The sequence below is a fragment of the Leucobacter komagatae genome (genome assembly GCF_000834055.1).
GTDB classification, from domain to species: domain Bacteria; phylum Actinomycetota; class Actinomycetes; order Actinomycetales; family Microbacteriaceae; genus Leucobacter; species Leucobacter komagatae_A.
Genome location: NZ_JXSQ01000045.1, coordinates 1 through 12908, shown reverse-complemented (window position 1 = coordinate 12908; position 12908 = coordinate 1). Strand labels below are relative to the sequence as shown.

At 67.5% G+C, this 12908-nt stretch carries 12 protein-coding genes; 8 read left to right on the top strand and 4 right to left on the bottom strand.

Features of this window, described 5'->3' with window-relative positions; all coding sequences use genetic code 11:
* The 7 genes from SD72_RS16115 to SD72_RS16085 form a co-directional block, all read left to right on the top strand.
* Positions 1–718: MmgE/PrpD family protein (locus tag SD72_RS16115; RefSeq protein WP_042545492.1), on the top strand; the 718-nt coding region annotated here is incomplete at its 5' end.
* Entirely contained in the window at positions 718–1629 is a 912-nt protein-coding gene (prpB, locus tag SD72_RS16110; protein ID WP_042545491.1) for a methylisocitrate lyase, read from the top strand. The genes SD72_RS16115 and prpB, both read left to right, overlap by 1 nt.
* Before the next feature lie 40 nt (positions 1630–1669).
* Positions 1670–2851, top strand: a complete 1182-nt coding sequence (locus tag SD72_RS16105) for a bifunctional 2-methylcitrate synthase/citrate synthase (protein ID WP_042545490.1) — start codon at positions 1670–1672, stop codon at positions 2849–2851.
* 184 nt (positions 2852–3035) lie between these two features.
* Complete coding sequence (locus SD72_RS16100; RefSeq protein ID WP_042545489.1) at positions 3036–3812, top strand: electron transfer flavoprotein subunit beta/FixA family protein; 777 nt, start codon at positions 3036–3038, stop codon at positions 3810–3812.
* Between the two features lie 18 nt (positions 3813–3830).
* Entirely contained in the window at positions 3831–4802 is a 972-nt protein-coding gene (locus SD72_RS16095) for an electron transfer flavoprotein subunit alpha/FixB family protein (RefSeq protein ID WP_042545488.1), read from the top strand.
* A gap of 2 nt (positions 4803–4804) precedes the next feature.
* A complete protein-coding gene (locus tag SD72_RS17580) occupies positions 4805–6583 on the top strand; it encodes a cytochrome b/b6 domain-containing protein (protein ID WP_084767291.1) in 1779 nt (592 codons plus the stop codon).
* A gap of 108 nt (positions 6584–6691) precedes the next feature.
* Positions 6692–7648 (top strand): MBL fold metallo-hydrolase, encoded by a 957-nt coding sequence (locus SD72_RS16085; RefSeq protein WP_052492772.1) that lies wholly within the window; start codon positions 6692–6694, stop codon positions 7646–7648.
* A gap of 38 nt (positions 7649–7686) precedes the next feature.
* On the opposite strand, the gene SD72_RS16080 is transcribed toward SD72_RS16085, so the two are convergent.
* From SD72_RS16080 to SD72_RS16065, 4 genes are read right to left on the bottom strand one after another with little or no spacing between them, the layout of a single operon-like run.
* Positions 7687–8688, bottom strand: a complete 1002-nt coding sequence (locus tag SD72_RS16080; RefSeq protein WP_042545487.1) for a cation diffusion facilitator family transporter — start codon at positions 8686–8688, stop codon at positions 7687–7689.
* A 44-nt stretch (positions 8689–8732) separates the two neighbouring features.
* Entirely contained in the window at positions 8733–9524 is a 792-nt protein-coding gene (locus tag SD72_RS16075; protein ID WP_042545486.1) for a sulfite exporter TauE/SafE family protein, read from the bottom strand.
* A gap of 51 nt (positions 9525–9575) precedes the next feature.
* Positions 9576–10982, bottom strand: a complete 1407-nt coding sequence (locus tag SD72_RS16070) for an amidase (RefSeq protein ID WP_042545485.1) — start codon at positions 10980–10982, stop codon at positions 9576–9578.
* Positions 10983–11008: 26 nt separating this feature from the next.
* Complete coding sequence (locus tag SD72_RS16065) at positions 11009–11461, bottom strand: hypothetical protein (protein WP_042545484.1); 453 nt, start codon at positions 11459–11461, stop codon at positions 11009–11011.
* Positions 11462–11642: 181 nt separating this feature from the next.
* Between SD72_RS16065 and SD72_RS16060 the strand changes: the two genes are divergently transcribed.
* On the top strand, positions 11643–12752 hold the full coding sequence (locus SD72_RS16060; protein ID WP_042545483.1) for a metal ABC transporter substrate-binding protein: 1110 nt from the start codon (positions 11643–11645) through the stop codon (positions 12750–12752).
* The last annotated feature ends 156 nt before the right edge of the window (positions 12753–12908 follow it).

Here is a 12908-nt window from a genome sequence, read left to right as displayed (position 1 = left end):
GCCGCTGCCAGCGAAGGGCGAGGCGAAGCGCGCGATCCTCGACAGCTACACCAAGGAGCACTCCGCCGAGTATCAGGCGCAGGCGTGGATCGACCTCGCCCGCAAGCTGCACGGCGAGCACCCCGAGCTCGCCGACGTCGCGAACGTAAAGAGCGTCGTGCTGCACACGAGCCACCACACCCACTACGTCATTGGCTCCGGCGCAAACGACCCGCAGAAGTACGACCCGAATGCTTCACGTGAAACACTCGACCACTCGATCCCGTACATCTTCGCGGTCGCGCTGCAGGACGGCGGCTGGCACCACGTCGACTCGTACACCCCGGAGCGCGCTGGCCGCGCAGACACCGTCGAGCTGTGGAACAAGATCACCACGGCAGAGGACGCAGAGTGGACGCGTCGCTACCACTCGGAGGATCCCGACGAGAAGGCCTTCGGCGGTCGCGTAGAGATCGAACTCGCTGACGGCACGAAGATCGTCGACGAGATCGCCGTCGCAGACGCGCACCCGCTCGGCGCAAGGCCTTTCGCGCGCGACAACTACATCGCGAAGTTCCGCCTGCTTGCCGAGCCCGTGCTCGAGCCCGCCGAGATCGAGCGATTCCTCGACCTCGTGCAGCGCCTCCCCGAGCTCTCCGCCGACGAGGTGCGCGAGCTGAACATCGTCGCGAAGGCCGGCCTCATCGACCTCGCGGCAGCACCGAAGGGACTCTTCTAATGCTGTACTCGAAGACGACTCCGGCCGATAAGCGCCGCCTGTTCCGCGAGCGGCTCGCCACCGGTGAGCTGCTCCGCTTCCCGGGCGCGTTTAACCCGCTGTCCGCCAGGCTCATTGAGCAGAAGGGCTTCGAGGGCGTCTACATCTCGGGCGCTGTGCTCTCGGCGGATCTCGGCCTGCCGGACATCGGGCTCACCACCCTCACCGAGGTCGCTGGCCGCGGAGCGCAGATCGCGCGCATGACCGAACTGCCGGCGATCATCGACGCCGACACGGGCTTCGGCGAGCCGATGAACGTGGCGCGCACGATCCAGGAACTCGAGAACGCCGGCCTTGCGGGCGCGCACATCGAGGATCAGATCAACCCGAAGCGCTGCGGCCACCTCGACGGCAAGGCCGTCGTTGACGAGGCAACAGCGACGAAGCGCATCCGCGCAGCTGCCGACGCCCGGCGCGACGAGAACTTCCTCATCATGGCGCGCACCGACGTCCGCGCTACGGCCGACGGCCCGCACGGCCTCGACCTCGCGAAGGACCGCGCGAAGGCACTTGTCGACGCAGGCGCCGACGCTATTTTTCCCGAGGCGATGCGCTCGCTTGAGGAGTTCGAGGCGATCCGCAGCGCGGTCGATGTGCCGCTGCTCGCGAACATGACCGAGTTCGGCAAGAGCGAGCTGTTCACCACGCAGCAGCTCGCGGACGTCGGCATGAACATCGTTATCTGGCCGGTGTCGATGCTCCGCATCTCGATGGGGGCGACGGGCCGCGCGCTCGACACCATCATCGAGGAGGGCTCGCTCACGTCGAAGCTCGACGAGATGCAGCATCGCGCCGACCTCTACGAACTGATTGACTACGAGGGGTACAACCACTTCGATACGAGCGTGTTCAATTTCGAGGTCGAGCGCTAAAGCGCTCAGTCCGCCCGCAGCACAAGCGAAGGAGCTTATCGTGACTGATATTCAGAAGGGCCTCGCAGGGGTCGTCGCCGATGTTACGGCGATTTCGAAGGTCAACCCAGAGAGCAACAGCCTGCTCTACCGCGGGTACCCGGTGCAGGAGCTCGCGGCGACCCAGCCGTTCGAGGCCGTCGCCTACCTGCTGTGGAACGGGGAGCTGCCGAGCGACGCGCAGCTCGCCGAGCTGCGGGCGGAGGAGCGACGTCACCGTGCGCTCGCCGACAACGTGCGCGCGGCGATCGATCTGCTGCCGCTGACCGCGCACCCGATGGACGAGGTGCGCACCGCCGTGAGTATCATCGGCGCCTCAGACGTGTCCGGTGGGGGATCGGTGCTCGACGCAGCCGGCAGCCCCGAGGAGAACCTCGCGCGGAGCGTGCGGCTGTACGCTGCGCTCCCGGCGATCGTTGCCTACGGGCAGCGCCGCCGCCGTGGCGAGGAGCTCGTCGAGCCGCGCGACGACCTTGACTACGCAGCGAACTTCCTGTGGATGACGTTCGGTGAGGAGTCAGACGAGGTCGTCGTCGATGCGTTCAATCGCTCGATGACGCTCTACGCTGAGCACTCGTTCAACGCGTCGACGTTCACTGCGCGCGTCATCACCTCGACGCTGTCTGATCTGTATTCAGCCGTTGTCGGCGCGATCGGCGCGCTCAAGGGCCCGCTGCACGGCGGCGCCAACGAGGCCGTCATGCACATCTTCGACGAGATTGGTGAGGCCGAGCAGGTCGTCCCGTGGCTTGAGACCGCGCTCGCCGAGAAGCGCAAGATCATGGGCTTCGGCCACCGTGTCTACAAGCGCGGCGACTCGCGCGTACCGACGATGAAGGCCGCGCTCGACACGCTCGTCGAGCACTACGATCGGCCCGACGTTGCGGCGCTCTACGACGCGCTCGAGAGCGAGTTCGTCTCGCGCAAGGGGATCTACCCGAACCTCGACTACCCGTCGGGCCCTGCGTACAACCTCATCGGTTTCGACACGCTCACGTTCACGCCGCTGTTCATCGCGTCGCGTGTGACGGGCTGGACAGCGCACATCATGGAGCAGACGGCGTCGAACGCACTCATTCGCCCCCTCTCTGCCTACAACGGGGTCGCTGAACGGCACATCGACGGCTACGTTCCAGACGCCGAAGCCATCGCCGCTGCCGAACGCGCAGAAGAGCAGGGATAGAGGATTCGTCAGCCAACCGGGCTGGCGCGACGCTGATTCCGGTGGGACGCGCAACAATTTCCACTTTGAGGCACTCCCTCACGTATGATGCGTTTACGAGGAAAACACGTGCGCTCCACCGGGCGCTGAGCGGGGCTGCGGCCCGCGAGGATCTCTGGCCGAAGGGCTGAGGTAAGGAGAATCGATGAAGATTGTCGTGCTGGTCAAGGAGGTTCCCGATACGTACGGGGATCGAAAGCTGAATCTCGAGACTGGGCTCGCCGACCGGGCGGCCTCTGACGCAGTCGTTGATGAGATCGGCGAGCGCGCGCTTGAGGTTGCGCTCTCCTTCGCAGACAAGAACGAGGGGACCGACGTTGTCGTGCTCACCGTTGCGCCTGAGGGCGCTGGTGGGACGATCCGCAAGGCGCTCGGAATGGGCGCACACTCCGCAGTGCATGTCGTCGACGAGGCGCTGCTCGGCGCTGACCTCGGGCTCACCGCAGAGGTGCTCGCGAAAGCGCTCACCCGCGCGGGCTTCGACCTCGTGATCGCCGGCAACGCGTCAACTGACGGAACTGGCGGCGCGGTCCCAGCCATGCTCGCCGAGCACCTCAGGGTCCCCGGCCTTACCGGGCTGAGCGAGGTAGAGATCACGGCAGCCGGCGTCTCGGGCACGCGCCCGGTTGACGGTGGCGTGCAGAAGGTCTCGGCCGATCTGCCCGCGGTGATTTCCATCACCGAGGCGCTGCCCGAGGCCCGGTTCGCGAACTTCAAGGGCATCATGGCGGCGAAGAAGAAGCCGCTCGAGGTTGTCACGCTTGCCGATCTTGGTGTGGATCCTGAGGATCCCGCTGCGGCCCGCTCGATCATGCTTACCGTCGCGGAGAAGCCAGCCCGCTCGGCCGGAGTAAAGATCGTCGACGAGGGGGATGCCGGCACACAGCTCGCGAACTACCTCATTGAGAACCGACTGGTATAGGCGCGAAGGGCACACACCATGACTGATTTTGCACAGGACGCCATTCTCGTCGTTCTCGAACCACAGGCTTCCGGCGCGCTTGAGGACGCTGCGGGAGCGCTCCTCGGCGCCGCATCACTCGCCGGTACGCCCGTCGCGCTGGTGATCGGACCTGACACGCTCGCTGCCGACGCCGCGGCCCTCGGGGCTGCCCGCGTACTCGTTGCGGCGCCGCCTGAGGGCGCCGGGCTCGGCACCTTCGCGGTTGACGCCCTCCAGGCGGCCGCCTCGCTCGTGCAGCCCGATGCTGTGCTCGTCTCCAACTCGGTGAACGGCCGCGACACCGCGGCCCGGTTCGCGGCCCGCACGAAGTCTGCGCTTGCCGTCGACGCGATCGGCGTCGCGCGCGACGACCTCGGCGTTGTCGCACAGCACTCCGTCTACGGCGGCGCCTACAACGTGACGTCGGCGTCGACGTTCGGCGCGCCCGTGATCACGCTCAGGCAGGGCGCCGTCGACGCGCGTGCCGAAGCGCAGAGCGCCGCGGGGGAGCCACTTACCGTCGCCGATTCAGCTGCACCCGCCGGCCGTATTGACTCCTTCGAGGTGGTCACCGAGGTTTCCTCGCGCCCCGAACTCCGCGGCGCAGCCCGCGTCGTCTCCGGCGGCCGCGGCCTCGGCTCGAAGGAGCAGTTTGAGCTCGTCGAGCAGCTCGCAGACGCGCTCGGCGCGGCCATCGGCGCGTCCCGCGCCGCCGTCGACGCCGGCTTCGTCCCCGCCTCGTACCAGGTCGGGCAGACGGGCGTCTCCGTTTCGCCGCAGCTCTACATCGCCCTTGGTATCTCGGGCGCGATCCAGCACCGCGCTGGCATGCAGACCGCGAAGAACATCATTGCGATCAACAAGGACGGTGACGCCCCAATCTTCGACGTCGCCGACTTCGGGGTTGTCGGTGACGTATTCACGGTCGTCCCGCAGCTGCTCAGCGCCCTCGAAACGCGAAAGCAGTAGCCATGGCGAGCTACTCCCAGTCGATCCGCAGTGGGCTGCCGCGCGTCCCGGGTGGCGAGCCGTGGCCGCCAGCTGGAACGCTCGCTGGAGCCCCAGCCGCCGCAGTGGAGGCGCAAGCGACCCCCGTTGTAGACGTTGCCACGCAGGCCGCGAATGCGCCAGCTGCGGTGCCCGCTGCTGAGCAGGTAGCGGATCAGGGTGCGCCCCAGGCTGCAGCGCCAGCGACCGCAGCCCAGGCGACGCCCGCAGCCCAGGCGACGCCGGCGACGGCAACCGTCGTGCTCGGTTCTGCCCCGCTTCGCCGCGGGCTACCGCGCGTCGCGGGTGGCGACCCGTGGCCAGCCGAGGGCTTCGCGCCTGAGGGCTCGGCCGCACAGCCAGCCACCAAGGGAACGCCCGCGCCGGCCGCCCCCGAGATGCAGGCGGCCCAGGAGTCCGCGCAGGCCGAGGCTACCGCGGCAGCGCCAGCAGCCTCAGCGCCAGCAGCCCCAGCTGCCGAGACGGCTGCTGCACCAGCACCCGCCGCCGCTGTCACACTCAGCGCGACCCCGCTGCGCCGCGGGCTGCCGCGCAGCGCGGGTGGCGACCCGTGGCCTGCCGAGGGTTTCGCACCCGAGCGCGCGGTTGCCGCAACACCCGCCGCGCCAGCTGACCAGTCGGCGCACTCCGAACCAGCTGCGCCGTCGCCAGCCGAGGCCGCGGCTCCGGTGTCGACGCCGTCCGCGCCAGCTGCGCCACCTGCTCCGGCGAAGACCGCTCAGCCCGCAGCCGCTCAGCCCGCCGCCGCGCCAGCAGCGCAGGCCGCCGCCCAGGCCCCGGCACGGCCGACCGCAGTGGCATCGCCTGCGGCCTCGCCAGCGAAGCCCGAGCGAGAGCCACGCATGATCGGCTCGCGCTCGCTCTCGCAGTGGGTGAAGCTCGGTTCGCTCGGCGTCGCTGGGCTCATCGTGCTCGCCGGCATCATCGTGCTTGCAGCGCGCGGCGTGACGACCCTTCCGGGCGTCCCCGAGTTCGTTGAGCGCTACCCCGGCGAGTACCACCCGGCCGTTGTCGCGGACGAGGGCTTCCCCGCGTGGGCACGCTGGACGCACTACCTCAACGTCTTCTTCATGGTGCTCATTGTGCGCACCGGGCTCACCGTGCGGCACCAGCAGAAGCCCGAGGCGTTCTACACGCCGAAGCGCGGCGGCAAGAAGATCTCGATCCACCTGTGGCTACACACGAGCATCGACCTGCTCTGGCTCGCGAACGGCATCATCTTCGTGGTGCTGCTCTTCGCCACCGGGCACTGGGCGCGCATCGTGCCGACAAGCTGGGAAGTCTTCCCGAACGCTGCGTCAGCGATGCTCCAGTACCTCACGCTCGACTGGCCTGTGGAGAACGGCTGGGTGAACTACAACGCGCTGCAGCAGCTCATGTACTTCATCATCGTCTTCGTTGCGGCCCCGATTGCGGCAATCACCGGCGTGCGAATGAACGAGTGGTGGCCGAAGAACAACGAGAAGCTCGATCGGGTCTTCCCGGCCCAGCTTGCGCGGGCGCTGCACTACCCGACGATGCTGTTCTTCGTCGTGTTCGTGATCATCCATGTGTTCCTGGTGCTCACCACTGGGGCGCTGCGCAACCTCAACCACATGTTCGCGGGCAACGATGGGGCCGGGTGGTTTGGCTTCTGGATGTTCGCGGCAGGGCTCGTGCTGATCGCGGTCGCGTGGGTACTCACCCGGCCGCTGCTCATTGCGCCAATCGCGAGCGTCTTCGGCAAGGTGAGTAACCGCTGATCGGCTTACCCCGATCGAACACTACAAACAACATCTCAGGGAGGTGCGGCAGTGGGTTCCGTACGGTCGACGAGTGAACTACAGTCCCGCGCGCTATTGGCGGGGGGCGTGCCAGCCGTCGAGGAAGTCCGCAACGGGATCCACGCCATCGCCCTCGCGATGCCGGCGATGCAGCCGACGTACGCCTACAGTTACGCCATCCTCGCTGGGGGATCATCGCGGGACGTACACATCGTCGACGCCGGCCTGGACACTGACGCGAACTGGGAAACGTTCTGCGCGGCGATCGAGGCGCTCGACAGGCACGTCACCGACATTGTGTCGGTGACGGTCACCCACCTCCACTTCGATCACACCGGCCTCGCCAATCGCATTCGCGAAGCGTCTGGCGCGCGCGTCAGAATGCACGGCGACGAGGCGGCGGCGATCCGGGCTGGACTGCAGTTCTCGGCTGGACATGACGTTGGCGACAAGTTCAGCGAGTGGGGAGTGCCGGCTGCGGAGCGAGCCGCGTTGCTTGAGATCGCGAACTCGCGGGCCGACTTCGGCAGCAGCGTCGTCGTCGATGACGAACTGCGCGACGGTCAGATACTCGACTTCGGCGAGCACCGCGCGCGCGTGATCCACACCCCTGGGCACACGACCGGGCACATCTGCCTCGCGCTGCTTGGCGAGAACGCGGTCTTCACGGGCGACCATGTGCTCCCTGGGATCAACCCGGGCATTGCGCTCGGCGGGAGGCGTTCGCCCGATCCACTCGGCGAGTACTACGCGTCACTCGAGCGGCTCGAGCCCTACGCAGACGCTGAGGCGCTGCCAGGGCACGGCTTCAGGTTCTCGCCGCTTGGGGCACGCTGCGCCGAGATCCGCGCCCACCACGAGGCGCGCACCGCCCAGGCTGCGCAGCAGCTCGCTGAGACGCCGAACTTGCCGGTGTGGGAGCTCGCGAGCCGTCTCACCTGGACCGGGGGGTGGGACGCGCTACCCGTGGTCTCCCGCGTCTCGGCACTCGCGCAGACGGACATGCACGCTGCCAGGGTCGCCACGGTCTCGGCTGCCGAGTAAGGCGGGGAGCGCGACGCCGGTCGCCGCCGGGCGCGGCGCTATTCGTGCATGCGCAGACCCGAGATGCGGTGGCTCTCAGGCTCCAACTGCAGCGTTGAGTGTTCGAGGTGGAAGTGATCCATCAGGCACGCCTTCAACTCGTCGAGGACCGCGTGATAGCCCCGCTCGCCCCACGAATCGTCGGTGATGGTGACGTGAGCGGAGAACGCTGGTACGCCGGAGGTGATCGTCCAGGCGTGCACGTCGTGCACCTCAACAACGCCTGGGACCGCGAGCATGTGCGCGCGCGCAACCTCAACGTCGAAGCCCTTGGGTGACGCCTCGAGGAGCACGGTGACGACGTCGCGGAGCAGGCTGTATGCGCGGGGAGCAATGAGGAGAGCGATGGCGATCGATGCGATCTGATCGACCATCATCCACCCCGTGAACGCGATGATCACGCCGGCGACAATCACCGCGAGCGACCCGAGCAGGTCGCCGAGCACCTCAAGGTACGCGCCGCGGACGTTCAGGCTCTCCTTCTGCCCCGACCGCAGGATGAGCAGGGACGTGAGGTTTGCTGCTGCGCCGATGACGGCGGCTATGAGCATGGGGGTCGACTGCACCTCGACCTCGGAACCGAAGCGTGAGATCGCCTGCACGAAGATCACGACGGCGATGACACCGAGCACGATGCCGTTCGCGAGTGCAGCAAGCACCTCGACGCGGAGGTACCCGTACGTGCGCTTCGAGTTCGCTGGCAACGTTGCAATGATGCTGGCGAGCAGGGCGATCGCGACGCCTGTCGCGTCAGTGAGCATGTGGCCGGAGTCGGCGAGGAGTGCGAGGGAGTTCGAGATGAACGCGCCGATCACCTGCACGACGAACACGCTCAGGGTGATGACGAGTACGAGGATGAGCCGCTTGCGGTGTTTCCCGGTCGCCGTTGCGGCGCCCTCAAGGCCGTGCGAATGGCCGCCGTGCCCACCATCGTCGCCCGCGCCCTGTGGGGCGGGAGGATGGCCAGCGCTGAAATCCGGTTCGCAGTGTGCGTCGTCCATCTTCGTCATGTTAGCCGCTCTCGCGGTGCGGAGCTAGGAGCCTGTCACTGAGCAACAAGCAGATACGTTGCGCCGAGCGCTGTACCGCCTATGACCGCCCATTCGAACACGCGCTGGCGGATCCGCGAGGCGATCCACCTGCCGATGAATGCACCCGCGACGACCCCGGGGATGAGTAGGAGATCGAGCTGGAGCGTCGCGGGGGTGAACAGCCCAAGGCTCATAGAGATGGGCAGCTTGACGAGGTTGATCACGGCGAAGAACCAGGCAGCAGTGCCGAGGAACGTCTTCACCGGCAGTCGGGCGGCGAGGAAGTACATGGACATCACCGGGCCGCCCGCGTTGGCAACCATCGTCGTGAACCCGCCGAGCGCCCCAAAGCCGGCGCGCGCGGTGAGACCGGCAGCGCGCTGTGGCTCGGATGTGTCACGTGAAACGTTCGCGCTCGCACGGCTCCCCGGCCCAAGCCGCTGCCACAGCGTAAAGGCGATGAGGCAGAGCAGCACCGCGCCGATGAGCCGCCGCACCCAGTCGTCCGCGGCAAACGCGAGGAACACTGCCCCGAGCGCGAGCCCGACGGCCGCGAACGGGATGAGGCGCACAAGCGCCCGCCAATCCGCCTCCCTTCGGTAGCTCAACAGGGCGAGTACGTCGCCGACGATGAGCAGGAGGAGCAGCGCACCGGTTGACGCCTTCGCGGGCAGCACGGCGGCGAAGATCGCGATCGAGATGGTGTTGATGCCGGGCAGCGCGGTCTTGGAGATACCGACGAGCAGCGCGGCAGTTGCGAGGAGCACCCAGGCAAGCGGGCCGAGCTCGAAGGGGGCAAGGGTCATCCCCTCAGCCTACTCAGCGACTGTGGCGGGCGAGGCAGGCAGGTGCCGCGGCTAGAACGCCTCAAGCTGCGCGGCAATGGCGAGCAATTGCGGCTCGCTCCCCGCGCGGCCAATGAGTTGCACGCCAACGGGAAGGCCATCGCCGTCCGTGAACATCGGAATCGTGATTGCGGGAAGCCCGGCGACGTTCACCATGGAGGTAAACGGCGTCCACTTGCACTGCAGCTCGTAGTCCTGCTGGGGCGGGAGCGCCGCGAACTCGCCGATGCGCGGCGCCGCCATCGCAAGCCCGGGGGTGAGCACGATGTCCGTGTTCCCCCACTGGCCGCGCACGTCCCGCCCGAACTCCCTGAGCCGTGCCCCGGCTGCGCGGTGTTCGGTGAGAGACCGACCGAGTGCCCGCTCGCGCATCTCGCGGGTGAGCGGCATGAGCCGCTCGGCCTGCGCCTCGTCAAAGTCGAGCAGCGACAGGCTTGCAGTCCAGCCCGTCGAGAAGAACTCGAAGTACTCGGGGTCGTAGTTGAACTCCGCTGCGTCGACATGGTGGCCGAGGAGCGCGAGACGTTCTGCCGCGACGGTGAACGCGCGGAGCGCGTCGTCCGAGAGGGGCACGTCCAAGGCAGCTTCGAACGGCGAGGCGGTGCTCGTCGCGACGGTGAGCCCGGTGAGATCCGCAGCCCGGTGCACCGCTTCCCTGTGAGCGCCGCGCATGTTGGGAGTGGCCATCGCGTCCATCAGCATGGCGGCGTCTGCTGCGGAGCGGGCGAGCGGGCCGGAGACGGTGAGGATGGGGGAGCCGAAGCTATCCTCGTACCCGCGGGTGACGTCGCCGGGAACGGCTCCGAGGCCCGGTTTCAGGCCGACCAGGCCGCACGCAAGCGCAGGAATGCGGACCGATCCGCCGCCATCGCTGCCCGGCGCGAACGGGAGCAGGCCAGCAGCGACGGCCGCCGCCGCACCACCGCTCGACCCGCCGGGGGTGCGGTCGCGGTCGAAGGGGTTCCTTGCTGGCGACGCGATGAGGTTCTCGGAATAGCAGCTGAGCCCGAATTCGGGCACCTGGGTTTTGCCGAGTGAGATTGAGCCGGCAGCCCTGAGGGCCGCGACGACCGGATGGTCATCCTCAGCGATGCGCGCCTGCTGGGTCGCGCTTCCCGACGACGTCGGGGCGCCGGCCACGTCGACGAGGTCTTTGTGGGCGAGGGGGATTCCGAGCAGGGGTGGTGTGGCCGGCGTAGGTGCTGACCTTGCGGTTGCCAGGGCGGCGTCAGCTGCTCGCGCAGCATCGAGCGCGCTCTCGTTCGTCACCGAAACGAAGGCGCCGAGATCCTCCCGCGCGGCGATCCGTTCGAGGAAGTGCGCCGCGACCTCGACCGCGGTCACCTCACCCGCGAGCAGCGCCGCACGTAGCGACACGGCAGAGGCGAACGGTGCGGGGGCTGCTGCGGAGGTTCCCATGTGCCCGATGCTACGCGTAGCTGCTACTACTCGGCTGTAAAGGTGTGCTCGTAACCGTTGCCGCTGCCGCTCCTGCGGACCGCGAGTTCGTACACGTTTCCAGCGTTGCTGACCTTCAGCAGGTGGGTCTTCTGGCCGGGCGCTGACAGGCCAAAGCTGCCGCCCTGGCTGTCTTGCACGCCGATGCCGAGAGCCTCGGTGGTCGTGAGGAACGCGAACGCGACAACGCCGTCTGGGGTCTCGTCAATGATCTCGAGCGTGTCGGGGATGATCTTGCCGTGCTCCGAGGTCGCGGTGAGGTGCGGGCTTTCCTCAAGCTGAGCGAGGACGCTCGCGCGGACCTCGTCCGTGCCGCGCGGTGGGGCCGCAGCCGCCACTTGCGTCACAAAGGTAAACAGGAGTGCGAGTGAGCCGAGCAGGGCGATCACCATGGTGGCGGCTGGCGCGATCTTGCGGCGGGTGGTCGGTGAGGCGGTCACTGTCGCTCCTTTGTGAGGTGATGCTGGTGCTGCCATCGTATCTTGGCTCGCCTGTCCGTTCGGTCGTGGGGGCGCAGAGATCGGGGTTTGCGTGCCCGCGGGACGCGCCCCACAAGCCCTTGTTGCGAATGATTCTCAATCGTGGGTACAATGAGATTCGTTCTCATCTCGAAAGATTCTTATGTCGCACTCCTCCGCACGTCGTTCCATCCTGCTCATCCCAGCGCTCGCCGCAGCGCTCGCCCTCAGCGCGTGCTCTCCGGCGGCAGGGACGCCAAGCGGTGACACACTCAATGTCGTCACGACGACGACGCAGCTCGCCGATTTCGCGCATCAGATCGGCGGCGACGACATCGACCTCACGAGCCTCCTCGCCGCCGGCGCCTCGGCTCACCACTTCGATCCGTCCCCCAAGGAACTCGTCGCGCTGAGCCAGGCCGACGTGCTCATTGTCAACGGCGCCGAGCTTGAAGGGTTCGTCGACTCAGCAATCGAAGCTTCGGGCTTCTCGGGAAAGCTCATCACCGCGGCGGACGGGATCGACCTCGCCGAAGCGAAAGAGATCACGGCAGAGGGAGAGCAAGAGGCGCAGAGCGGCGCGCCAGCTGAGCACGACCACGACGGTCACGCGGATGACGACGGTCACGCGGACCACGACGAGCACGCGGATCACGACCACGAACACGGGGACCACGACGACCACGACCACGGTGACGTGAACCCGCACCTGTGGACGTCGCCCCGTTACGCATCAGGCATGGTCGCCGAGATCGCACGCGGGCTTGCGGCCGCCGACACGGCACACGCGACGACATACATCGAGCGCGCCACCGACTACGCGACGCAGCTCGCAGCTCTCGACACCTGGGTGGGGGAGCAGTTTGCGGGTGTTCCCGCCGAGGAGCGGGTGCTCGTGAGTGGGCACGACTCGCTGCGGTACTTCCTGCACGACTACTCGATTGCGTACGCGGGCGCCATTATGCCGAGTTTCGAGGACAACGCTGAGCCGAGCGCGGCGGATCTCGATGCGTTGACCGCGCGGATCAAGGAGCGCGGCGTCCGCGCGATCTTCGTCGAATCCTCGATGAGCCCGAAGCTTGCCCGCACCATCGCGCGCGAGGCGGGGGTGACCGTTGTCGACAGTGAGTCGCTCTACGCTGATTCGCTCGGCGTGGAAGGCAGCGGTGCTGAGACCTACGTTGATGCGACCATTCACAACACACGCGTTATTCTCGAAGCCTGGGGAGAGCCGGTTGGCCCGCTCCCCGCTGAGTTGGGGGCTGCTGCATGAGTGACACGGGTGTGACCGGGCACGGCGGTGCCGCACTGCACCTGGCCGGCGCGCCTTCGGTTACGGCGGAGTGACCAGGGTCGAGGATCTTGACCTTGTGGTTCCCGAGGGAGCGGCAGTCGCGCTCATCGGGCCGAACGGCTCGGGCAAGTCGAC

Bases quoted from the DNA above. Each gene is read 5' to 3' on its own strand.
- SD72_RS16080 (WP_042545487.1), bottom strand. From the start codon at position 8,688: ATGGACGACGCACACTGCGAACCGGATTTCAGCGCTGGCCATCCTCCC.
- SD72_RS16100 (WP_042545489.1), top strand. From the start codon at position 3,036: ATGAAGATTGTCGTGCTGGTCAAGGAGGTTCCCGATACGTACGGGGAT.
- SD72_RS17580 (WP_084767291.1), top strand. From the start codon at position 4,805: ATGGCGAGCTACTCCCAGTCGATCCGCAGTGGGCTGCCGCGCGTCCCG.
- SD72_RS16070 (WP_042545485.1), bottom strand. From the start codon at position 10,982: ATGGGAACCTCCGCAGCAGCCCCCGCACCGTTCGCCTCTGCCGTGTCG.
- SD72_RS16095 (WP_042545488.1), top strand. From the start codon at position 3,831: ATGACTGATTTTGCACAGGACGCCATTCTCGTCGTTCTCGAACCACAG.
- prpB (WP_042545491.1), top strand. From the start codon at position 718: ATGCTGTACTCGAAGACGACTCCGGCCGATAAGCGCCGCCTGTTCCGC.
- SD72_RS16075 (WP_042545486.1), bottom strand. From the start codon at position 9,524: ATGACCCTTGCCCCCTTCGAGCTCGGCCCGCTTGCCTGGGTGCTCCTC.
- SD72_RS16060 (WP_042545483.1), top strand. From the start codon at position 11,643: ATGTCGCACTCCTCCGCACGTCGTTCCATCCTGCTCATCCCAGCGCTC.